Raw genomic sequence first — 25,335 nt, 5'->3', positions numbered from 1 at the left:
ATTCAATGATGAGAACCTGCTTTTTTTATTTAGGTGCGGTTGCGCTATGTGCATAGGAGATAAATAAACACAGTAATATTTAAAACTAAATAAACTAAGATTTAAAACTATGAAACAAATTATTTTCCTAGCCATAGCAATGGCTTTTGTGCAACATGTAATCGCCCAAAACAAAGTAAGCGGTAGAGTAACAGCCTTCAATAAATATACCTTAGAAGGAGTTAAAGTTGAAGCTAAAAAGAGTGGAAACACAGTGTATACCGATAAAAATGGGAACTACGATATTGAATGCAAAAAGAAGGATGCCCTAAAAATTAGTGCTGATGGATTTATGCAGGCACGGATAAAATTAGATGGATCCGAGTTGTACTTCAACACTAACCTTATCATGCTAAAAGGAAGTTCTGCACAATATAAAGTAGTTAACAAAGGGTATATGACTCAAGATGAATTGGATTATGCTTTAGAAAATCTGACATCCGAAAATAACGATTTCTCAAGATTCCAGGACATCTGTGACCTTTTACAATCCAAGTTTCCATTGGTTAAGTGCATTGAAGACAATGGTATTAACCGTATTTATTTAGGCTCTAATCCTCAATCGCTTCAATCTGGCTCTTGGGCCCTATTGGTAGTTGACGGGATTACAACTGATGAGATTAGCGGATTATCACCTATGCAAGTGGCCGACATTAGAGTACTTACCAAAGAGGGTGCTTCAGCCTATGGCGTTCGGGGCTCAAATGGTGTGGTAGAAATTGATTTAAAAGCATCTGCAGGATCAGGATATTAATAAAATAACATATTTAAAATAATGAAGAAGACATTAATCACACTCTTAGTTATACTAATTGCAATCCCATCATTCTCAAAGAAAAAACCCAATGTTATTGTGGTTTTAGCAGATGATGTTGGCACAGGTGACATTTCGTTTTATAGAAAGAAACATAGCCAAGATATTAAAGTAGAAACACCCAACCTCGATAAAATTGCAAGTCAGGCAATGGTTTTCACCAATGCCCACTCTCCTGCTGCCCTATGCGCTCCGTCGCGCTACGCTATAATGACGGGCAATAGCTGCTACCGTAGCGATTATCCTTGGGGGGTTTGGGGAGCCTATGAAAAGTCGCCTCTAAAAGAGGATCAATTAACACTGGGTAAATTAATGAAGGAAGCTGGTTACAACACCGCCTTTTTCGGAAAATGGCATTTAGGCGGAGATTACCGTCGCAAGGATAATCCTGAAAAAATATATCGCGGTCCCCGTTGGAAGCCAGAGTTAGAGGTAGATATCACCGAAGTTATTGGCGGAGATCCGTTAAGCAATGGCTTTGATTATAGTTTTATGTACCCAGCAGGCATACAAGATGTACCCTACGCCGTATACGAAAATAACAAATGGATGCCCTTAGCTGATGATTCTGAAATTACCTTTATTTCAAAAGAAAACATGCTAAAGAAAGATGTGAAACTCGATAAATCAGAAGGCTTAGGAGACAGTAATTGGGATGCCCACAATATGGGTCCTTTATTGGTTGCTAAAGGAGTTAATTACATCAACGAACAAGCTTCGGAAAAGAATCCATTTTTTATGTATTATTGCTCTCAAGCCGTTCACTTACCGCATACCCCTCCTGATAGCCTTAATGGAATTGCCATTAAAGGAACCACTCCAAGCCATCATTTAGATATGATTAAGGAGATGGATGTACAAATGGGTATGCTTGTGGATGCGCTAAAGGAAAATGGAGAATATGACAACACTATTTTCATTTTCACCTCAGATAACGGGGGATTAACATTTAAGGAAACCATGGAAACAGGGCATCGACCGAGTAATATTTATCGTGGGGGTAAAAATCAAATTCACGAAGGTGGTCACCGTGTTCCTTTCATTGTCTCATGGCCCAATGAAATCAAAAAGGGAAGTAGCGACGAGCCAATACTTGGACTAGATATCATGTCAACCTTGGCGCACATTTCAGATCTTACAATAGCGGAAAATCAGGCAATGGATTCACATAACCTATGGCCTATTTTAAATGGCTCTAAAAATGCCAAGGGACATCCTTACCTAATGGTACAAGGTGGTACAGCTAAAGAAGTAGCCATTATTGAAGATGGTTGGAAGCTAATCATCCAAATTGATAAAAAAGACAAAACTGACAATACAAGAACACCGAAGGCACTTTTCAATTTGATAAATAACCCTGGCGAAAAACAGGATCAGAATAAACTAAATGATCCAGAACAGAAAGGAAGGGTAAAAAAGCTATTTGATAAATACAATCGCTTGCGCGATGGAAAAGAAGTTACTGCGAAACGATAATAAATAAAGAGGTTTAATATGAATGATGACTTTAGCTTACTTCGTATAAAACTTTAAGCAAAAAAAACGTTGACTATATGAGATAAAAAAAGCCATTCAAATATATTTGAATGGCTTTTTTAAATTTCTTAAATATTGCAAAACTAACGCAATAGTATTTTTATATTCGTTGCAGCTGATTTATTTCCTGCCGCATCTTCACAAACTACACTTAACTGATAACCACTATCACCAGTATAAATATTGTCTGGTATAACACCAAATATTTCCTGATCAACTTCATCTGAAGTACCCGATAATTCAACAGTTTGAGTTTGTGTTTCCCAGGGATCATCCTCAACACCTGTCGCTGACTTTAAAGAACTTAAAGTAAAAACAACTGACTTAAGCTCTGTATCATCAGTAAATGTACCTTTATAAGCTACTTTACTTGCTGTCATAAATACTTCATCCGCAGTTGGTACTGCAGGAGTTTCAATTACAGGTTTAGTTTCATCTACAGGTTTCTCTTCTTCGTTGTCACTATCTCCACCACACGATGATAAAATCAATGCTGTACCAATTAGGAATGGTAAAAACTTTAATAAATTTCTTTTCATAATTACGTTTGTTATATATAATGTTGAATTATTTTGCAATGCAATATATAAAATATATGCAATGTACAATGTCACAATTGGTTCAAAATATGGTGTCAAAAATAAATATATGCTTTTACACATCATATAAACAATATTTTGCCCCCTACACAAATAAAAATTCCAGATAATGGAGATAAAAAAAGGGATAAAACATTCTCTGTTTTATCCCTTTACTCAATAATCAGTATACTTTAATTGAAACTACTTGGCATAATTAATAGCGCGAGTTTCTCTAATAACCGTAATCTTAACTTGACCCGGATAGGTCATTTCAGTTTGAATCTTCTTAGCAATATCGTATGATAATGTTTCTGCATCCTTATCCGATACTTTTTCACTACCCACAATAACTCTTAACTCTCTACCAGCCTGAATTGCATATGTTTTAAGTACACCAGGATAATCAAGAGCTAATGTCTCTAAATCTTTTAACCTTTTGATATATGAATCAACTACCTCTCTACGAGCTCCTGGACGTGCACCTGAAATGGCATCACACACTTGAATAATTGGAGCAATCATAGTGGTCATCTCTACCTCATCATGGTGAGCACCAATAGCATTACAAATATCTGGCTTCTCTTTATACTTTTCAGCTAATTTCATACCCAAAATAGCGTGTGGTAACTCTGGCTCCTCGTCAGATACCTTACCAATATCATGCAGTAAACCTGCACGTTTAGCCTTTTTAGGATTTAAACCTAATTCACTTGCCATAACTGCACAAAGGTTGGCAGTTTCGCGCGAGTGCTGTAATAGGTTTTGACCGTATGAAGAACGATACTTCATTTTACCTACTAACTTAATTAACTCAGGGTGTAAACCATGAATACCTAAATCAATTGTAGTTCGCTTTCCGGTTTCAATCATTTCTTCCTCAACCTGCTTGCGTACTTTATTTACAACCTCTTCAATACGTGCTGGGTGAATTCTTCCATCAGTAACCAATTGGTGCAATGCCAAACGAGCAATTTCTCTTCTCATTGGATCAAATGCACTCAATACAATTGCTTCTGGAGTATCATCAACAATAATTTCAACACCTGTTGCAGCCTCAATAGCTCTAATATTACGACCTTCTCTACCTATAATTCTACCCTTAATTTCGTCAGAATCAATGTGGAAAATAGTAACTGAGTTTTCTATTGCATTTTCAGTAGCAACACGTTGAATTGTTTGTAATACAATTCTCTTAGATTCTTTAGTGGCATTAATTTTAGCTTCATCCATAATATCGTTTACATACGACATTGCTTCAGTTTTAGCCTCTGCTTTTAAAGACTCAATAATTTGAGCTTTTGCTTCCTCTGCCGTTAGCCCGCTTATGGCCTCAAGTTGCTCAACTTGTTGGCTTCTTAACTTGCTTAATTCCTCCGACTTTTTCTCAACTATTTCTAACTGAGAATCTAAATTTAAACGAATTGCATCTACTTCTTTTTTCTTCTTTGCAAACTCGTCCTGACGCTGATTTAAAGTAGCTTCTCTTTGCTTTTGTCGGTTCTCAGAAGCTACAACTTTACTATTACGAGCTGTAATTTCCTTTTCGTGTTCTGCTTTTAACTCTAAAAACTTTTCTTTGGCTTGAAGTATTTTATCTTTCTTTAATACCTCTGCTTTATTCTCAGCATCATGAATAATCTTATGGCTCTGCGTTTTAAGCAATTTACCGTAGATAATCCAAGTACCTAGTACCCCTATAGCCAGGGCTGATATTCCTATGATTAACTCTTCCATTAGTACTTATTTAATTAAAATAAAAAACCGCTATCGCTAATAATAAAATTACCACTTTCTATTTCATCCTATCTAAATAGAATAGAAACAAAGCAATAACAATAAAAGCAATGCGGATATTATTGATATATAGTATTTACTCTCTTCTTAATATTTCACTCAATTGCTGATCCAACTCTTTGGCAGCATCTAATATTGGTGAGGTATCTTTTTGTTCTTCAAGCTCAAGCAACTTAATTACAAACTGTAAAGCCGCCATACCTAAAAAATCTTGTAAGTCTTTGTCTGAATAATGTTGTTTATATTGTAAAACCTTCTCATTAATCATCTTAGCTGCCTTTCTAATACGTTCTTCATCTTTTCTATCAATCCTTAAAGGATAATAGCGATCTGCAACATTCACACGTATTGAAAGTTTTTCCTCCATACAGCTAACTATCTATTTAAAAGAGCAATGCACTTATCAATTTCCCGCACAATCTGATTAATCCTAATCTTCGCACCATGAACGTCTCCACTGGTGACTTCTATTGCTTTAGAAAATTTCAATGTATTGTATTTTTCCCTAAGAGCAGCTGTTTCACGAGCACCCTCTTCAAGCTTAGTAGTTAGTTTGTCGTTTTCGGCCAACAAATTCCCATTTTCTGTTTTTAAATCGTTATAACGACTTACTAACAACGCAATTTTTTGTTGTAAACTATCTACTATTTCTATATTTTCGTTGGCCATATTCACAAAAATGCAATACAAAGTTAACATTGCAATTAAAAAATAAAAACAAACCCCTATATTCTTTTTACATTCTATATTTTTGGCCTCACTAAGTAAACTTATATTAATGTTTTATAGGTCGATTTTTTTATACTTTTACTGAAATATTTTTTCAAAAATTCAATATGCGTAGTTATTTTCTTTTACTTTTTCTGCTAGCATCATCAAGTATTTTCTCACAAAAAAAAATAGACAATACTTTCCTATTCCCAATAGATATAAAACCATCAGTTAGTGGATCGTTTGCAGAATTACGCTCAAACCACTTTCACTCAGGCATTGACCTTAGTACAAATGGAAAAACGGGTATTCCTATAAAATCAATGGAAAGCGGCACCATTTCACGCATAAAAGTATCACCTGTTGGCTATGGTAATGCTATTTACATTAAACACCCTAATGGATATACCACGGTTTATGGTCATTTAAAATCTTACTCGAAGAAAGTTGAAGAAATCATCACAAAAGCACAATACGAAAAACAGAGTTTTGCCATAGACTATTTTCCTAAAGAAGAAATCCAAATAAAAAAAGGTGAGGTTATTGGTTTCTCAGGTAATTCAGGAAGCTCTGGTGGTCCCCATTTACATTACGAAATAAGAGATACAGAAAGCGAAGAACCTTTGAACCCGTTTATGTTTCAAGATATAATCAAAGATGATATTAGACCGCATATTGAAGCCATTAGGTTATATCCTTTAAACAAAGACAGTCGCATCAATGGTTCAACCAAACCAATAAACTTTGTAGCTGTATTTTACGATGGTAAGTTCCACTTAAAAGGTAATCCAACTATAAAGGTGAAGGGCGATATTGGAGTTGCCATAAAGATGCTTGATTATATGTCGGGTTCATGGAAAAAATGTGGAGTTTATAAACTAGACTTATACAAAAATGACACTCCAATATATGGATGGGAGCTTTTCCGTTTTTCGTTTTATGAAAGCAGATATCTAAATAGCCACATCGATTATTCGTATAAGAAAAAAACGGGTCGTAGGTATGAAAAGTGTTTCCGAGATCCGAACAATAAACTAAGCATCTACACAAATACTGTCAATGATGGAATAATAAATTGTACAGGTAAAGACCATTTAAAGTTTATTGCTAAAGATGCTGCGGGTAATACATCTGAACTAGGATTTAACATTATTGCTGATACTAAATCTTACCCTATTGTTGAGCCGAATAAAATTAACAATCAATACAAAGTTAATTGTAAGGAAGATTTTAAATTAGAGAAAGAAAACTTCTCTTGCCACATTCCAAAGAATAGTCTGTACAAAAATGAAGCAATCATTATTAGAGAACTAAACCAAAAGAGTAAAGAAAACAATCCAATATTTGAAATTGGTGATTCGCATATCCCTTTGCATACTTCTATCGAATTAAATTTTAACTGTCCCGATTCTACAAATCACGAACAATTATGTATTGCGAGTGTAAGCCCCAAGGGTAATCTATATTATGCAGGTGGCAATTTTAATGATGGTAAACTAAGCTTAAAAACAAGAAGCTTTGGAAAATATACATTATCAAAAGATACTGTCCCTCCGAGTATTTCTTTGAGAAACATTCCTGCAAATCATAATTATAGCACAAAGGGAATCATCTATTTTAGAATATCGGATAGTTATAGTGGTATAAAATCCTATAATGGTTTCATTGATGGTAAATGGTGCCTTTTTGAATACGATGCTAAATCTAAATTAATTTGGTGCAAATTAGATAAAACAGCAGTTGTTAAAGGTGTAAAACACAGTTTAGAATTAATAGTGGAAGATAATTGCAACAATACAGCTAAAAAAGAATATTCGTTTGTGTACTAAAGTTGATCCTCTACTCAATGATAATTAGAAAACGAGCTACATTTTCACTTTAATGAAGGAGCAAGAATAACAGACTTAAATAAAACTTCTAAGACACTTCAAATATATTACGTTTAAACAATAAGCAAATGGGCCATTTTAGGATTGAATATTTGCACTAAAAATTCTGGAAGTATCAAGAATTAAAAATCTAGGTATATTTTATCAAGCAACAGATTGAATAGTTATTTTTTTTGGTAAATTTACGCTCCGAAATTTAACACAGATTCATGTCAAAACAGACTAACGAGCAATTTGATGCAATTATCAATATCTGTAAAGATATTTTTATAAAGAAAATGAAGGATTATGGAACCGCTTGGCGTATACTTCGTCCGGCTTCTATGACAGACCAAATATTTATTAAAGCACAACGAATTAGAAGTATCGAAACCAAAGGTGTTTCTAAAGTTGATGAAGGTGTTCGTTCAGAATTCATTGGCATAATCAACTACGCTTCAATGGCTATCATCCAACTTGAATTGGGCACTTCAGATTCGCCAGAGATGGATACAGAAGAAGCTTTAAACAAATACCTAAAAAACTTAAACGAAGCCAAAGATTTAATGTGCAATAAAAACCATGATTACGATGAAGCATGGAGAAGCATGAGAATTAGCTCATTTACAGATTTAATTTTGATGAAATTGCACCGAACAAAACAAATTGAAGATAACAAAGGAAAAACAATTATATCAGAAGGTATTGATGCCAATTATTTAGATATGATTAACTACGCAATCTTTGCAATGATTCACCTAGAGTTTCCTGAATAAAGTTTAATGAAGAAGTTATTATTTATAATAAGTAGAGTAATTGTTGGCGTTGTATTCCTTTTATCGGGTTTTGCAAAGGCAGTTGACCCAACTGGTTACGCTATTAAAATAACAGATTACCTTGTTGCTTTTAATGTTGAAGCTTTTAGCAGCATTGCTTATGTATTGGCTGTTGGCATATCGGCCTTAGAATTTATTACAGGCGCTCATTTAATTATAGGATTACGCAATAAACTATTTTCGATAATAGTCACAATATTCATGGCTATTTTCACACCTCTTACATTGTGGATAGCCTTATTTAATCCGGTTACTGACTGCGGCTGTTTTGGCGATGCTTATCAATTAAGCAATTGGGAGACTTTTCTTAAGAACATTATTTTACTTGTTCCTACACTTTACGTATTCTTTAATCGTAAAAACTATCCCTCTAGGCTAAATGCTTTTCAAAGTATTTTAACAACCCTTGGTTTATCATCGCTTATCGTATATATATCCATAGCTGCATTAATCCATTTACCCATTCTCGATTTTAGGCCTTATCATATTGGAGCCAATATCCAAGAAGGTATGACGATACCCGATGGTGCTGAGCAACCTGAATATTTGACCACATTTACTCTTGAAAAAGATGGTGTGCAAAAAGAATTCTCTGCTGAGAATTACCCATACACGGATACGACTTGGGTATTTGTTGACAGCAAAACAAAAGTAATTAAAGAAGGATATCAGCCACCCATTCACGATTTTGTTTTAATTGATGAAGAAGGAACCGATTTTACCAGCACCCTTTTAAATTCGAGCACTCCTACTCTATTAGTTGTGAGTCCACAAATAAAAAAAGGAAATTGGGAAAATAACTTTAACAAAATCACAGCACTCAAAAACTTAGGTCTAGAAAAGAATATCAACACCTATGTATTAACAGCATCGAGCAATGCTGATATTTCTGAATTTGAATTTGCCAATAATGCAGGTTATCAATACCTAACTGCCGACGAAACAGTATTAAAAACCATGATACGCTCTAACCCAGGAGTCATTCTTATACAGGACGGAACCATAATATCTAAGTGGCACTATAATAACATACCATCTGCTAATGAGTTTTCTAAGCCCATTTCGTATTCTTTAAAAGAACAGAAAAAGCAATCAAATTCATATTGGTTATGGTGCCTAGTATTAGGTACGGTACTTTTTATAAGTATCATTTATTTAAGTAAACGAAAGTAATTTTTATATTCTAATAACAAACATTTTTACGATGAGACAAAACATTGTTGCCGGAAACTGGAAAATGAACAAAACCCTTCAAGAAGGGGTAGAATTAGCAAACGAATTAAACACAATTCTTGCTTCAAAAACACTTAACTGCGATGTAGTTATCGGTGTTCCTGCTACTCACATCACTGAGGTTGTTAAAACTGTTGATGGCGCGAAAATCGGTGTTGCTGCTCAAAACTGTGCTGACCAAGTATCTGGTGCTTACACAGGTGAGATTTCAGCTTCTATGGTAAAATCTACAGGTGCTGAGTATGTGATCTTAGGTCACTCTGAAAGAAGAGAGTACTATGGCGAAACTAACGCTACTTTAAAAACTAAAACTGACTTAGCTTTAGCTAACGGTTTAACTCCAATTTTCTGTATTGGTGAGGTTCTTGAAGAAAGAGAAGCTAACAAACAAAACGAAGTTGTAAAATCTCAAATCGAAGAGGCTTTATTTCACCTTTCTGCTGACGAGTTTGCTAAAATCGTTTTAGCTTACGAACCAGTTTGGGCTATTGGTACTGGTAAAGTAGCTTCTCCTGAGCAAGCTCAAGAGATTCACGCTTATATCCGTTCTATCGTTGCTGATAAATTCGGTGCTGAAGTTGCTGATAACACTTCTATCCTTTACGGAGGTAGCTGTAAGCCAGGTAACGCAAAAGAGTTATTCTCAAACCCTGATGTTGACGGTGGTTTAATTGGTGGTGCTGCTTTAGCTGCTGCTGATTTTGTTGGTATTATTGACGCATTTTAGTCGGTAAAACCCAAATGATATAGAATGGCCATCTCATATTTGAGAATGGCCATTTTTTATTACTAAAAGAACACCTTAAGTTGATACTTTGAAGCACTAAATATATACTTTTGCAAAAAGTAATCTATCATTCACAATTCGTAATAGTAAAGGCACTATTGCGTTAATAATTTCTACATTATGCAATACACAAAAGTAAGCTTTACTATTTCCCCTCTTTCTGAAACTATTCAAGAAATACTAATTGCTGAGTTATCACAATTTGCTTACGATAGCTTTCAGGAAACAGAAAGTGGGCTTGATGCTTATATTCCCACAGAAGACTTTAATACTGAAGACCTCGAAACACTTCATTTATTGAATGATAAAAATTACCAAACTAGTTATACCAGCGAACCTTTAGAAGATCAGAATTGGAATGAAACTTGGGAAAAGAATTATTTTCAACCCATTGAGATTGATGATCGCTGCGTAGTTCGAAGTCCTTTTCATACCAATGTAAAAGAAGTTGAATACAACGTACTAATTGACCCAAAAATGGCTTTTGGAACTGGTCATCATGAAACTACGGGCCTTATGATAAAGCATATTCTTGAAATGGATTTTACAGGCAAATCAGTTTTAGATATGGGATGTGGAACCGCGATACTCGGAATTCTATGCGCAATGCGCAATGCTAAATCGGTATTCGGAATTGATATTGAAGAGTGGGCTTACCATAACTCCAAAGAAAACATTAAGCTTAATCATATTGATAATATGGATGTAGCACAGGGTGATGCCGCATTACTTTTGGGTAAACAATATGACATTGTCTTGGCCAATATCAATCGTAATATTCTTTTAGAAGACATTAAAAAATATAGAGCCTGCTTAAACACAGGAGGCATACTCCTACTTAGTGGATTCTATAATTCTGACATTGATGTTATTGATGCCGAGTGCTCTAGTAACAAGCTTAAAAAAATAACTGCAAAAGAGGATAACAAATGGGTAGCTCTCTCGTATATGGCTTTTTAAGCTAAATTTATGAGATTACAATTTATATTGGCCATCCTATTATTGATGGCTACCCAATCTTTTGCACAAAACAAAACACAACTCTTCAGTAATGATACTGAGGAGTTTTTACCTCAAGTTGAAGAACTTTTTAAAAGTATTAGCGACAAAAAGTACGCAAAAAGCTATATTGAAGAGTTAGAGATATTCTGGTATAACCCAGATATAACTGATCAGGACAAAAAACTCATTATCGACAACTGTAATCTCCTGGCCTTAAAACGTGCCAGACCTATTCCTGATTACGAAACCTACCTTAATACCATCCGCGATTATATTTTATCCGATATTGCTACCTCAAGCTTTAATGCTTGGAACAGTGCTATTGTTAGCTTATTAAAAGAAAAGCGTTATCCACTCCGTAAAATAAATAGTCTTTTAATAACAACTAGCGCCTTATTAAAAGACAACATTATATATAAAACACCCTCCTCGCAATGGAAATCAAGTGATAACAATTGGACCTTAGAATTTAAGGACGAGTTAATCGTTAAATTTAACCCGATGACTTTAACTTGCTTTTCTAAAAGCGATAGCGTAAAGATATACAACACTAAAGGTGAGTTTAATTACAAAACAAATATTTGGAGTGGAGAAAATGGTAAAGTAACCTGGCAACGTGCAGGCTTTAAACCGAATCAAGTTTATGCTACTTTTAACGAATATTCTATACCTTTTAAAAACGCTTCTTTCGAAATAAAAGAAGTAGACTTTTACAACCACACCTACTTTGATCATCCATTAAAGGGATCATTACGTCATAAGGTAATGAATATTACAAATCCCAATAACGCCACCTACCCTCAGTTCCGATCTACACAAGAACGTTTCAACCTTGAAAATATTCAACCTAATGTAAATTACGAAGGTGGTTTTGCTCAGAATGGTGCAAAGTTCTTAGGTGCAGGAACCTACGAAGATCCCGCTGAGATAACTATCCTACGAAATGACACCACTTTTTTAACTGCAAAATCCTTATTCTTTGCTCTCCGATCAGATCAAATATTAAGTACTGATACTGAAATAAAAATGGACTTAGATACTGGATTTATTTACCACCCTGGGCTTCAGTTTAAGTACATGGTTGACAATAATGAATTACACCTCATACGCAATGGAGAAGGTTTATCAATTAGTCCTTACTTTAATACATATCATAACGTAAGTATGGATATTGAACTGCTTACCTGGCAGCTTGACAGTACAATTATGGACCTAAAGATGGTAGCTGGTGCTGCTGAAAACCATGGTGCCTTTGAATCTCTAAGCTACTTCAGAGAGTCATTTTACAATCAGTTACAAGGCATGGATGCTATTCATCCCTTACAAGGACTAAAAAATTGCGCCCTCTATTATGGTAATAATTTTACTGCAAAACAGTATGCTCAAAATTTAGGTTTACCCGAAGCACAAGTGAGGCAACAGGTTATTAACCTTTCCTTTTACGGGTTTATTGGATACAATGTTAATACCGATGAAATTATTATTAGACAAAGGCTTGAAGATTACCTCCAATTTCGTTTAGGAGAAAAAGATTACGATGTAATTCGATTTGCCTCTAACACACCTGGTAACCTAGCAAATGCCACACTCGATTTAAAAAACTACGATCTCAATATCAATGGAGTAAAATCCATCTCTATTTCCGACCATCAAAATGTTGTATTCTTCCCTGCTAATGAAAACATTATGCTTAAACATAACAGAAACTTTGTATTCGATGGAGCCATTAATGCAGGTATGTTAAATTTATTCGGAAATGGTTTTAAATTTAATTACGAAGAATTCTTAATAGAGATGACTAATATTGACTCTTTAAGAATGAAAGTTCAAACAGGTGAGCTTGACTATTTTGGACGACGAAAACTTACCTACGTTCGTAATGCAATTGAAAATCTATCGGGAACTCTCAAAATTGATGAAGCTGATAACAAGTCAGGTACAGAATCCTATAGTCAATACCCAATATTAAATAGTACTAAAGAATCGTATGTTTATTACGATAAGCCCGAAATACAAAATGGGGTTTACAATAGAGAAAAATTCTACTTTAAATTAGATACATTTATGCTGGATAGTATTAGCCAGTTATCTCGTTCTAACTTTGACTTTACAGGATCTTTCGTCTCAAACATCTTCCCTACCTTTGATGAAACACTTACTGTTCAGCCAGATTTCTCACTTGGCTTTAACAGAACTGCACCCGCTGAGGGTTATGGAATTTACGAAGGGAGAGCAACTTACTTTAGCAATATTTCACAAAGTAATCAAGGTTTAAGAGGCAGTGGCATTCTAAAATACCTAACAACAACATCAGCGTCAGACGACTTCTTATTTTTACCCGAAGAGGTGAATGGTATGGCAAAAGAATTTACCGTAGAAAAACGTGAAGATGGGGTTGAATATCCTGATGTTATTGCCCATTACAATACTATTGTTTATAAACCTTACGAAGATCAGTTAATCGCCAAATCTCAAGAAGAGAGCTTTACCATGTTTAATAACGAAGCAAACCTAGAAGGTGAACTTGTTATCAATAAATACGGCGCCAAAGGAAAAGGAACATTCTATATGGATAAAGCCAACATTGTATCTCCGATAATGACATTTGGTGGGCACACTATTTTGGCTGATTCCTCAGACTTTAATCTTGTGCTAGCAGAAAATGTTCAAGACGTATCCTTTAACACGACTAACCTAATATCAAACATCGATTTCGAAACTCGTAAAGGTACCTTCGTTTCTAAATCGGGCGGTAGTTTAGTACACTTTACCGATAACAAGTACATCTCTTACATTAGTGAATTCTCGTGGGATATGGATCTAAATGACATTTTTATGGGAACCAGTGGTTCTGAGGGTAACCGATTTATATCTACTCACAGAAAACAGGACTCACTTGAATTTAGAGCTCCTTTGGCGAGATATGATGTTGAAAACAAAATTATATATGCCGAGGAGGTAACTGAGCTTAAAGTAGCCGATGCCCAATTGAAACTTAATGATGGTTTTATTACTATTAGACAAGATGCTGATATGGTGCGCCTTGATAGTACAACAATTGTTTTAGCCGACACATCACACACGCATACCATTTATAATGCCACAATGAAAGTTGAAGGTAAAAATGCATATTCGGGATATGGTGAATACAATTATGTAAATGGCAATGGTAAAAATTATAAAATTAACTTGAGTGAGATTAACTTGAATGAAAACAATAGAACCATAGCAAATGGAACAATAATAAGTCAAGACCTATTTACCTTTGATGAAAACTTTACCTTTAAGGGTAAGGCTAACCTTTTGGCTTCAGACCCACTATTTACGTTTAAAGGAGGTGCTCAAATGCTGCATCAGTGTAATGGTGGCCCGCAAACTTTTGTATACTTTGAAGAAGCTATTGATCCAAACAATGTTATTATACCAATTGGCGCAGAACCGGTAAACTACGATCGCGATAATATTTATAGAGACTTCTTTTTAACCAAAGATTCATCTCATGTTTACTCCTCATTTTTAGGTAGCAGAAAAGATTATAGCGATATCCCAATTATTACGGCTGATGAATATTTATATTTCAATAGCAATGAAAATGCCTTTGAAATAAGTTCAATGGAAAAGATTGCAAATCCTGATACAACAGGTACAATATTGAGGTATTCAAATACTAACTGTGATATTGTAGCACAGGGTATTCTTAATTTAGGTATTGACCTTGGCCAGGTTAAAACAACTGCTTCAGGAACGATCACTGATAATCCTAAAAAGAAAGATATCACCTTAAATACATTATTCTCTTTAGATTTCTTCTTTAATGAAGAAGCTAGTGCTCAAATGGTAAAAACCATACAACAATCAAAAGCTGAAGAAAGTAAAATTAGTGACGATATACTTAATAAAAGATTAAGTGAATGGGTTGGTAAAAAAGAGGCAAAAACTCTTACCTCAAAACTTAAATCAAATGCTTTATTTGAGGATATTAATCCTGAGTTAAAAACAATGTTGCTATTCGGAAATATAGACTTTGAATTTAATGGGAAAGCACATACGTATATTGCTGACGGGAAAGCTGACATCAGTTTTATAAATGGCTATGCCGTAAATAAGCAAGTTGATGTTAAAGCTGAGATTACAAAAAAACGTAGCGGTAACTCAATAGAAATGTTCCTTCAGTTTGATAAGGATAATTGGTTTTTCTACTCGTATAAGAATGGTATGATGCAAACCTTATCATCGTCGGATGCTTATAACAACACCGTACAAACGCTTGAAGCTGCAGACAGAAAACTAAAAGTGGGAATAACTGAAAAACCTTATACGTTTATATTATCTCCAACAACTAAGTTAAATCGATTTATTAAAAAGTTTGGTTTAAGCCCCATAAGTAAGGCCACAAGAGCAGCAGGTCAAGATATTCAAGAAGAAGCTGAGGAGGAGGAAGAGTAGAAAGAATGAACATTGATATTACAAAGGAAGTAGGAAACGTTAACTAAAATTTTATCGAGTACTTCTTTTTAGCTACTTTTGAAGCTATTAATAATTCTAAAAATTAATAATGAGACTTATATTATTTATCATATTAGCCTTAACCATCAACCTGAGTTTAGTTAAAGCGCAAAACGAAAACATAGTTGACACCTGCAACTACGCTCTTGACGTCTACTCTTCAGAAGGAATTAAAGAACTCAATATAAAAAGTTTACATGCTAAAATAAATATCCATAATTGGGATAAAGAAACTGTAAGTGTTGAATCAACCGTGAAAATTCTCACGCCTAAATTGATAGTTGCAGAAGAGCTATTAGCTCTAATCGAAGTAGAAGCAAAAAACACAAAAGATGCCATTAATATTATAACTACTCTAAGCAAAGATTTCTCAAGTACAGTACCTTATGAGATTACACACAACATTTTTGTACCTGAACATGTTGCTTTTAACATCACCAATAATCATGGTAATGTTGTTATACCAAAAACAACAAGTGGGGTGAACCTTAAGCTTAATTATTGCTCATTAATTGTTAACGATATCCAAGCAGAGTTGGCAGAAACTAAAAACTACTTAAATTTAAAATTCTGTAAGGCAGACATTAATCTATTGGGGAATGCTAGCATAAACAGTAATAGTTCTGAAATATTAATAACGAAGTGTGATTCTATTTTACTCAAATCAGAATATAGTAATATTTCAATTCTAGATAATAGAAAACTAGATGGAGATACTAATCTTGATAAAATACAAATAGATAAAACTGATAACATTATTTTACTAGGTAAATATAGTGCTATAAAACTTGATTATTTTAGCACGGATGGAAAAATTGAATTAGAGGAAGGAAAGCTCAATATTAATGGCTCTTCTAATAATTTTAGTTCACTTCTAATCAGCAACAACAATACTCCAACAAGTATAAAATTAAACCCATCTGCTTCTTACATCATCAATGGAGAGGTAAAAGATGCTAAAATAAACCACCCTAATACAAGTGATCTTGATTTAATTAAAGATAATAATAAAACTTCTTTCTCAGGAGTTATTGGTGATAATCCCAATACAAATTCAAGAGTAATTGTTTTCAACAAAAACAAAGACATAACTTTCGACTAACAACATAAAACACACATATATGTCAACTGCAGATAATATTTTTTTGCTTCGCACTAAAATGCTAGCCAACGGTATAGATGCTGTTATTATACCAAACAGCGATCCTCACATGAGTGAATATATATCCGGGCATTGGAAAAAAAGAGATTTCATTTCTGGATTTACTGGTTCAGCAGGCACCATAGTTATTATGGCTGATGAAGCAGGCCTATGGACCGATAGTAGATATTATCTTCAGGCTGAAGATGAACTAGCTGGCTCTGGAATTGATTTATATAAAACAGGAGAAAGTAGTACACCTCACTATTCTGATTGGATTGCTGAAAGATTAAATCCTGGAAGCACCATTTCAATTGAAAGCCTTGTTTTTTCTACTGATGATGCGCGTAAACTAGCTAAAAAGTTTAAACCATACAGTTTACACCTTGATACAGAAGGAAATATTTTAGATGAAATATGGCAAGGTCGCCCTCCTATTCCAGAAAACAACGTATTTGTTCACGATACTGAATATGCTGGTTTAAGCAGAACTGAAAAGATAACAATGATTCGTGAAGAGATGCGCAATGTGGATGCTTCACACTATATCGTTTCTGCACTTGATGAAATTGCATGGGTACTAAACTTAAGGGGTTCAGATGTATCTTACAACCCGGTTTTTCATTCTTACTTAATAATATCTCTTGATAGTGTTCATCTATTTATAGATACGCATAAAATAACCGCAAATATTGGAAAAGAACTCTCTAATGATGAAATCTCAATTCATTTATATGGAGACGTTTTCAAGTGGATTAACGAAATGCCAAATGATTCAGGGCTACTTTTTGATTCTTCTACTACCAATGCGCGTATTTACTCATTAATACCTAAAGAGGTTATTAAAATTGAGAACCCTAGCTATGTTCGCCGTATTAAAGGAACAAAGAACGAGGTTGAACAAAATGGGTTTAGAACAGCTATGCTTAAGGATGGTGTGGCGATGACTAAATTCTTACATTGGCTAGAGCAAGAAGTTCCTTCAGGGAATATAAGTGAAATTAGTGCCTCTAAACAGCTTAAGAAATTCAGAGCTGAAAACGAAAACTTCATTGGAGAATCTTTCGGAACTATTTCTGGGTTTGGTGCTCATGGTGCTATAGTGCATTATTCAGCTGATAAAGACTCAGATATTAAACTTACCACCAACTCATTCTACCTGGTAGATTCTGGTGGTCAGTATTTAGAAGGTACAACTGACATTACAAGAACTATACACTTTGGTAAACCAACAGAACAACAAAAAACGGATTTTACCCTAGTTTTAAAGGGTAATATTGCGCTCGATTCAACCATATTCCCAAAAGGAACTAGAGGAGTTCACCTCGATATTTTAGCACGTAAAGCACTTTGGTCTCATGGTTTAAATTATGGGCATGGTACGGGGCATGGCGTGGGTTGTTTCCTTAACGTACATGAAGGTCCTCAAAGTATTCGTCCTGACGATAATGGCATTTGTCTTGAGGAAGGCATGGTAAGTTCTAACGAACCAGGATTGTATAGGGCAAGTGAATATGGGATACGTATAGAAAACTTATTACTGACTACTAAAGCTCAGAGTACTGAATTTGGAGATTTCTTGCAATTTGAGACATTAACTCTGTGTCCTATCGATTTAAAATCAATCAAAAAAGAATTACTAACTGAAGAAGAAATTCTGTGGTTAAATAATTACCATAAAAATGTATACCAAAGTGTATCACCATTCTTAAACGATACACTTAAGGCTTGGTTAAAAGAAAACACAAGAAGTATATAGTAAAAAAGAAACAGAATGCTGAGTATATGTTTACCTGTTTATAATGTTGATGTCAGGGCTATCACAAATAAATTGATGGTTCAAGCAATTGAATGTAAAATTGAATTTGAAATACGCATTTATGACGACGGCTCCACTCAAAATTACAAGCAGGTAAATCATACGCTTGGCAATAATAAAAATATAATATATCACGAGCTGCCACAAAATCTTGGAAGCGCTGCCATCAGAAATAAATTATTAGCTGATGCTGCCTACAATAATATCCTCTTCCTAGATAGCGACTCGGATATACAAGACGATTACATACAGAAATACATTCCCCATTTATCTCAGAAAAACCTAATCGTATGCGGAGGACGTGTACACCCAAGCAAATTACCCTCTTCTGAATTTTCACTTAGGTGGATAGTTGGCAAAAAAAGAGAAGACCATAGTGCTGCACTTCGAAATAAAGTACCCAACAAAAGTTTCATGTCAAATAACTTCTTGGTTAAAAAAGAATTATTTAATACCGTTGCTTTTAATGAAAGTATTAAACGCTCGGGACACGAGGATACCATGTATGGAATAGAGTTGGAAAAAAATGGCATTAACATTGTTCATATTGATAATCCGGTAACTCATATTGGCTTAGAAACGAATAATGAGTTTATTACTAAAACAAAACAACGCTTAGAAACGCTTTATTACTTAGAAAGTATAAATAAGGATGAACTAATTTACAAGCGTATTACACTATTAAAGGCCCATCAAAAATTAAAAAGATGCCATGGAACTTTTATTTTTAGTGCACTATATAAAACTTTAGGGTCGAGCATTGAAAAGAATCTAGCATCAAAGAAACCTAGCATGTTTCTTTATGACATATATAAATTAGCATACTATTCAACATTAAATAATTAACTGAACGAAAAGAAACCAATGAAACGTATCATATTCCTATTCATAGCCACTGTAACATTTGTTACTTCTGCTACGGCCCAAGGTTATAAAATTGATGTAAACATTAATGGATGGCAAGATACCACCCTTATTCTTGGTCATTATTTTAATAAGAAAATGTTGGTAAACGATACCATTGACCTTGATTCAAATGGTAATGGAACCTTTACTGGGGAAGAAAAACTTCCGGGAGGAGTATACATCATTTATATGCCCGATCAGAATTTCTTTGATATTATTATTGATGATGAGCAACATTTCCAGATTGCGGCTGATAAATCAAACCCTGTTAATACTTTAACAGTAAAAAATAACAAGCAAGAAGCTGCATTTAATAAATACCAACGTTTTATTGCCAAGCAACAAGAAAAAGCAAAATCGCTACAAGAACAGATTAAAACGTCGCCTGATGATCCATCTGTTGCAGATTGGAAAAAAGATCTTGGTTCGCTTTCAACTGAAGTAAACAAGCAATGGGATCATATCACGGCCAATAATCCTAATACATTTTTAGCTTCTTTTATTACGGCCATGCGTGAAGTTGAGATACCCGATTTTGCTGCTGATAAAAGCTTAAATGATTCTATTATTCAATGGAAGAAATATGAATATTACAAAAACCATTACTTCGATAATATAGATATGAAAGATGATCGCTTATTGCGAACGCCTTTTTTTACTAATAAATTGGAAAGCTTTTTTACAAAAACAGTGTTTCAGATGCCTGATAGTTTAAGTAAAGAAGCCAAACGCATTGTTAAGTTGGCTGAAGGCAATAGCGAAATGGAGAAATACCTAATTCAATATACTTTTAATTTAGTAAACGAAAGTAAGGTGATGGGTATGGATGCTGCAATGGTTGATTTAGCAGAAACATTTTACCTGTCGGGAAAAGCCGATTGGGTTGATCAAGAATTTATTGATAAATTACAAGACCGCGTAAGTAAACTAAAACCAAACTTATTGGGTAATACTGCACCCGACCTTAAGTTATATACACCTAATAAAGAAGCCTACAAGCTTAGTGAAGTTTTTGCCAACTATACTATTTTGGTTTTTTGGGAGCCAGACTGTGGCCATTGCAAAAAAGAAATTCCGGAAATTAAGGAACTAGTTTATGACAAATACCAAGATAAAGGTGTAAAAGTATTTGCTGTATATACCCAATTTGAAACAGAACATTGGACCGAATTTATAGCGGAAAAACAATTGGAAGAGTGGATTAATGTATATGATCCTTATAACCAAAGTAATTTTCGTAATTTGTACGATATTTATAGTACTCCAGTTATATACGTGCTTGATAAAGACAAAAAGATTGTTGCAAAACGCATTGGTGCTGAACAGATACCTGATTTTTTGGATCACCAATTTAACCTAGTAAATAAATAAAGATGAAACTATATATAAGCCTTATAATACTTACAACAATTCTCATTTTCTCTTCATGTGAAGATAATACACGTGAAATACCTGCGTCTGAAATAAACTCAAATATGCCTGAGGGAGGATATGAGGTGGAAGTTGATAGTGCTTTCGCACTTCATCCTAAAATAATCTATGATTATGACTCGCAATACCGCTGGTACTCTCATGAGAATGATGATACTATATCAAAGGAATTAATCTACGAGCGTTATTACAACGAGTTAGGTACCTTTAATTACACCTTTTATTTGAGTAATGATAGAGGTTCTGCTAGCTACGATTATATAATTACCTGTTTATTTTTAACTGACTTTGAGGAATTAGATGCTTTATCTAGCAATAGTTTTTGGGATGCGCCTAATGGTGAAACTTCATTTACCTCGGGAGAAACCTCCTTTAGTTTAGTTGGTAAACCCGATTTAGTAGAAGAATGGTATGGCTTTACCTTTTCTAATTTAAGTGGCTCTAAAAGCGATGACGCTGAAACTTATTTTAGTATGAATAGTACTCCAACTGATTATAGCTCAAAAATATTCTCTGTACTTAAGCAAGATCCCGCATTAAAATCCTCCTTTATAACCTTTGATGAAAATAAAGAACACCTAATTAAAAGTATATCAGTAAATAATACTTACGGTACACGATATGCCCTTGAGCAAGGTACAGAAGATGAAGATGGAAATGAACTATCAAAGCAATTTGGAGGTACAGATGGTACAGAGAAAGATTGGTTAAAATTAACTTTAACAGGACATAAGGCAGATGGCTCAATAACAGAGCCTATAGAGTTCTACATGGCTGATTTTACTTTTGAAGCGTATAGAGATAACTACATTATCAGAGATTGGACTACAATTAATCTTGAATCTTTAGGTTTAATAACCAAGCTTGAATTGGTACTGCATTCAACTGATGTGGATGATGAAGGTAATATGCGAACACCTGCATCAATTTGTATTGATCAAATTAAAATAACTGAGTAATACCAAAATATTAAGCATAAAAAAGAGTTTGCCTTGAAGCAAACTCCTAAAACTCTCCTCTTCCCCAATATACTCGCATAAAAAAACTACAATGCGAGGATTACTTTAGTTTGTTTTATTCTTCGAATTATAATATGCTGTCAGTGAATTTAACTCTCCTGCATTATTCAACTGAGCAAGTTCTTTTATTTCTTTAGTTAACTTTAGTTTATTCATCGGGTTGGTGCAATAATCAAGAAATGAAGTAATTGCTTTTTCTTCGGCCTGTAAACTATTATCTGCATTTCCTTCAACCAATTCTTTTGCAATACATGTAAAGTATAAACCCAATAATTCAGTTCTATTATCTGTTAATGATTGAATATTCTCACTCACTTTATAAGAACTATTAGGAGCTCCTTTTACCCAACGTTCAATAAAATTAGTTGCTGCTACACGTTCACTATCCTTTTTACTAAATGGTGTTAATAATAAGTAATCGCAGCAATCATAAACTGTTTCTGTGTACTCTGAATAATCCGCTGTGCTTTCTAACTCAACATCATTTAAATATGAAAACTGTGCACTAACTAATGTGGCTGACACACAGAATAGAAATAACAATAATATATGTTTCATAATTTACACGTTTTAGATTCTAATACGCAAATACCTGAAAATGTATACATTGGTTTGATTAATGCCACAATGTTATACACTAAAGTTATTTTTATTATGATGAATATTACTTACACTCACATTTCCCTAAGGTGGTTAATTATCAGTATACTACACCGAACTACCATATAATCTTCCTCTATTTTCTAATTTTCAATAAAAAACAAAAGTCTACTAGTAACAAATACTAATAGACTTTTATAAAGAATTATTCAGCAACAATCTGGCATGAGTTCTTTATCAAACCTTTACTGCTAACTTCTAATGTTATATCACCAGGTTTAGTACCTGCCTGTACCAAAACAACCAGCTGTCCGCTAAATGCCTTCATTGATGGATTGTGAAATAGCTCTAATGAAGTCGCATCACCATTACATGCGGCACGATAGCTACCAGCTCCTTTTACTTTAAAGTTTAACTGACTACTAGCTGTTGGACATAAATTTCCATCTTTATCAAGCACTGAAACTGTTACGTAACTCAACTCTTTTCCGTCGGCCTTTATGGTTTCTCTATCGGCTGATAATTTGATTTGATGTGGTTTACCTGCTGTACTGATTTCTTTTTCAGCAGCAGCTTTACCATTTTCATCGTAAGCCACAACTTTTATTGTTCCTGGCTCATATTTCACGTCCATCCACATTAATCGATAACGCGTTTGATTGCTCTCCTTGTTCTTTTTTCTAATCCCTTGGCTTTTTCCGTTAACAAATAATTCGGCACTATCATAACTTGTGTAAGCAAATACAGGCGTTGTTTCCCCTTCTCTTCCTTCCCAATTCCAATGCGGTAATAAGTGAAGGGTTTCATCCTCAGTATTCCAACGGCTTCGATATAAATAAAATCTATCCTTTGGCAAACCACCTAAATCGCAAATACCAAAGTACGAACTGCGCGAAGGCCATTGTCGATCGTAGGGAGTTGGCTCACCTAAATAATCAAAACCGGTCCATACAAATTCTCCAATAACCCAATCTTTGTCATCTTGCAAAACAAAATCATCATCAGGAACGTTACTCCAATTGCATCTACCAAAATCGTAAGAACAACACTGTCCATCTTTATAACGTTTCATGTTAGTGAATTCAAGCGGGAATTTATAAACCCCACGTGAACTATTGGTGGATGCCGTTTCTGAGCCTAAAAGAAAACCTTGCGGGAATTTATCGTAGGCCTCCTCATATAAATGAACTCGGTAATTTAAACCTGGCACATCAGTAATAGAACCAAATCCACTTTCCATAACTGCTTTTACTTGGTCCATACCTACCGTAACTGGGCGAGTTGGATCTTCGCGATGGAAAATATCTTGTAACCACTTGGCACGTTTTACACCAATACTTCCGTGCTGATCTGGCACCTCATTACCCGAACTCCACATAACAATGCATGGATGATTGCGAGTAGCTCTCACAAGATTCACCACATCGGCCTCAGCCCATTCATCAAAAAAGCGATTATAACCATTCTCCACTTTAGGTTTAGCCCACTCATCAAAGCTCTCTGCCAAAAATAAGAAACCCATCTCATCGCATAATTCAAGTTGCTCCATAGATGGCATATTGTGTGCCGATCGGATGGCATTACAGCCCATATCTTTTAAAATTACCAACTGACGGCGTAATGCGGATACATTAATAGCTGCCCCAATTGGTCCTAAATCGTGGTGAAGACACACCCCTTTAAACTTGGTTACTTGGCCATTTAACTCAAAGCCTTTTTCTGCACTATATTTAATGGTGCGCACACCAAACTGAATACGCTGCAAATCTTTGAGTTCATCGCCTTGATATAACTTTAAATTGGCATAATATAGATTCGGAGCTTGTGGGCTCCACAAGCTAGGATTTGGTAATGCAACATCAAACTCTATCTCATTGCCATAGCGTTCACTTGATTTTTTAGTTGCCCATATTTTGCCCCTTGCATCCACAATTTCAGTTTCAATGCTAAGGTTATCCCCCTGAACAGCAGATTTTACATTTACTTTAGCAACATCATTTGTTATATAAGGCGTTGTAATAAACGTTCCCCATTGCTTAAAACTGACTTCATCTTTTACTATAAGCTGTACCTTTCGGTAGATACCTGCTCCGGGATACCAACGCGATGAATAAGGATCGTTATGCAATCGAACGGCTAATGTATTCTCCTCACCTTCCTTTAGATATTCCGAAATATTAAAATAGAAATAGCTGTATCCATAAGGACGCTCTCCTACTCTTTGGCCATTTACATATACCTGGGCCTGACTCATGGCGCCATCAAATACCAACAAAGCCTCTTTACCTTTTTTATATGCTGGTGCTGTAAAAGTTTTACGATACCAAGCCGTTCCTATGTGCGGTAAAGCCCCTGTTCTTCCATATTTCTCTGTAGCCTTCTTCTCCATATTCTGAGTAATACGGACTGTTTGTTTATCAATTTCCTTATCAAACGGACCATATATGGCCCAATCATGAGGTACTGTAACCGTTTCCCATTTTCTATCATTGAAATCTACCTGTTGGGCCTCAGCAATATCTCCCTTACTAAATTTCCAGTTATCCTCTAAGGTAATAATGGTTCGTTCTCCATTAGTCTGAGCCTCTACACCAATAAACGCAAGCACACAAAGTAGTGCGAATACAATTCTCTTCATCTATTTTAGTTTTGTTTGTTTCTATTAGCAAAGATGCTCAAAGGGGAACTGCAAAAAATATCTGTGGGTAAATA

The 25,335-nt window shown here is 34.8% G+C and carries 19 protein-coding genes; 13 read left to right on the top strand and 6 right to left on the bottom strand.

Going from position 1 to position 25,335, the window contains the following annotated elements:
• The first annotated feature begins 109 nt into the window (after positions 1-109).
• Positions 110-793 carry a hypothetical protein gene (locus QMO11_RS03130; RefSeq protein ID WP_282035995.1) on the top strand — a complete coding sequence of 228 codons (684 nt, stop codon included), beginning with the start codon at positions 110-112 and terminating at the stop codon, positions 791-793.
• A 21-nt stretch (positions 794-814) separates the two neighbouring features.
• The gene (locus QMO11_RS03125) at positions 815-2,329 is read left to right on the top strand and encodes a sulfatase family protein (protein ID WP_282035994.1); all 1,515 of its coding nucleotides are present in this window, start codon (positions 815-817) and stop codon (positions 2,327-2,329) included.
• A gap of 143 nt (positions 2,330-2,472) precedes the next feature.
• Here QMO11_RS03125 and QMO11_RS03120 read toward each other — a convergent pair whose 3' ends face one another.
• The 4 genes from QMO11_RS03120 to QMO11_RS03105 form a co-directional block, all read right to left on the bottom strand.
• Positions 2,473-2,928, bottom strand: a complete 456-nt coding sequence (locus QMO11_RS03120; protein ID WP_282035993.1) for a DUF4625 domain-containing protein — start codon at positions 2,926-2,928, stop codon at positions 2,473-2,475.
• A gap of 243 nt (positions 2,929-3,171) precedes the next feature.
• The gene (rny, locus tag QMO11_RS03115; protein WP_282035992.1) at positions 3,172-4,704 is read right to left on the bottom strand and encodes a ribonuclease Y; all 1,533 of its coding nucleotides are present in this window, start codon (positions 4,702-4,704) and stop codon (positions 3,172-3,174) included.
• Between the two features lie 136 nt (positions 4,705-4,840).
• Positions 4,841-5,131 carry a cell division protein ZapA gene (locus QMO11_RS03110; protein ID WP_075602815.1) on the bottom strand — a complete coding sequence of 97 codons (291 nt, stop codon included), beginning with the start codon at positions 5,129-5,131 and terminating at the stop codon, positions 4,841-4,843.
• 8 nt (positions 5,132-5,139) lie between these two features.
• Positions 5,140-5,433, bottom strand: a complete 294-nt coding sequence (locus tag QMO11_RS03105) for a hypothetical protein (RefSeq protein ID WP_282035991.1) — start codon at positions 5,431-5,433, stop codon at positions 5,140-5,142.
• A 167-nt stretch (positions 5,434-5,600) separates the two neighbouring features.
• Between QMO11_RS03105 and QMO11_RS03100 the strand changes: the two genes are divergently transcribed.
• The 11 genes from QMO11_RS03100 to QMO11_RS03050 all read left to right on the top strand — a co-directional run bounded on the left by QMO11_RS03100 (position 5,601) and on the right by QMO11_RS03050 (position 21,963).
• Complete coding sequence (locus tag QMO11_RS03100; protein ID WP_282035990.1) at positions 5,601-7,304, top strand: M23 family metallopeptidase; 1,704 nt, start codon at positions 5,601-5,603, stop codon at positions 7,302-7,304.
• Between the two features lie 269 nt (positions 7,305-7,573).
• Positions 7,574-8,119 carry a DUF1599 domain-containing protein gene (locus QMO11_RS03095; RefSeq protein ID WP_075602817.1) on the top strand — a complete coding sequence of 182 codons (546 nt, stop codon included), beginning with the start codon at positions 7,574-7,576 and terminating at the stop codon, positions 8,117-8,119.
• 6 nt (positions 8,120-8,125) lie between these two features.
• The gene (locus tag QMO11_RS03090; RefSeq protein WP_282035989.1) at positions 8,126-9,352 is read left to right on the top strand and encodes a BT_3928 family protein; all 1,227 of its coding nucleotides are present in this window, start codon (positions 8,126-8,128) and stop codon (positions 9,350-9,352) included.
• A gap of 31 nt (positions 9,353-9,383) precedes the next feature.
• Positions 9,384-10,139, top strand: a complete 756-nt coding sequence (gene tpiA, locus QMO11_RS03085) for a triose-phosphate isomerase (protein WP_075602819.1) — start codon at positions 9,384-9,386, stop codon at positions 10,137-10,139.
• A 180-nt stretch (positions 10,140-10,319) separates the two neighbouring features.
• Entirely contained in the window at positions 10,320-11,159 is an 840-nt protein-coding gene (prmA, locus tag QMO11_RS03080) for a 50S ribosomal protein L11 methyltransferase (protein ID WP_282035988.1), read from the top strand.
• Between the two features lie 9 nt (positions 11,160-11,168).
• Positions 11,169-15,647 (top strand): hypothetical protein, encoded by a 4,479-nt coding sequence (locus tag QMO11_RS03075; protein WP_282035987.1) that lies wholly within the window; start codon positions 11,169-11,171, stop codon positions 15,645-15,647.
• Positions 15,648-15,756: 109 nt separating this feature from the next.
• Entirely contained in the window at positions 15,757-16,809 is a 1,053-nt protein-coding gene (locus QMO11_RS03070) for a hypothetical protein (RefSeq protein WP_282035986.1), read from the top strand.
• Positions 16,810-16,828: 19 nt separating this feature from the next.
• A complete protein-coding gene (locus QMO11_RS03065; protein ID WP_282035985.1) occupies positions 16,829-18,607 on the top strand; it encodes an aminopeptidase P family protein in 1,779 nt (592 codons plus the stop codon).
• A 15-nt stretch (positions 18,608-18,622) separates the two neighbouring features.
• Complete coding sequence (locus QMO11_RS03060; RefSeq protein WP_282035984.1) at positions 18,623-19,513, top strand: glycosyltransferase family 2 protein; 891 nt, start codon at positions 18,623-18,625, stop codon at positions 19,511-19,513.
• An 18-nt stretch (positions 19,514-19,531) separates the two neighbouring features.
• Positions 19,532-20,944 carry a TlpA family protein disulfide reductase gene (locus tag QMO11_RS03055; RefSeq protein WP_282035983.1) on the top strand — a complete coding sequence of 471 codons (1,413 nt, stop codon included), beginning with the start codon at positions 19,532-19,534 and terminating at the stop codon, positions 20,942-20,944.
• 2 nt (positions 20,945-20,946) lie between these two features.
• Positions 20,947-21,963: a DUF4465 domain-containing protein gene (locus QMO11_RS03050; RefSeq protein WP_282035982.1), complete on the top strand. Its 1,017-nt coding sequence runs from the start codon at positions 20,947-20,949 to the stop codon at positions 21,961-21,963.
• Between the two features lie 105 nt (positions 21,964-22,068).
• Here QMO11_RS03050 and QMO11_RS03045 read toward each other — a convergent pair whose 3' ends face one another.
• Together QMO11_RS03045 and QMO11_RS03040 are read right to left on the bottom strand one after the other, a co-directional pair.
• On the bottom strand, positions 22,069-22,581 hold the full coding sequence (locus QMO11_RS03045; protein WP_282035981.1) for a hypothetical protein: 513 nt from the start codon (positions 22,579-22,581) through the stop codon (positions 22,069-22,071).
• A 247-nt stretch (positions 22,582-22,828) separates the two neighbouring features.
• Positions 22,829-25,261: a DUF4982 domain-containing protein gene (locus QMO11_RS03040; RefSeq protein ID WP_282035980.1), complete on the bottom strand. Its 2,433-nt coding sequence runs from the start codon at positions 25,259-25,261 to the stop codon at positions 22,829-22,831.
• Positions 25,262-25,335: the final 74 nt, after the last annotated feature.

The organism is Saccharicrinis aurantiacus (genome assembly GCF_947489045.1).
In the GTDB taxonomy this organism is placed as follows: Bacteria; Bacteroidota; Bacteroidia; order Bacteroidales; family Marinilabiliaceae; genus Saccharicrinis; species Saccharicrinis aurantiacus.
This window is presented reverse-complemented; position numbering and strand designations above follow the sequence as displayed.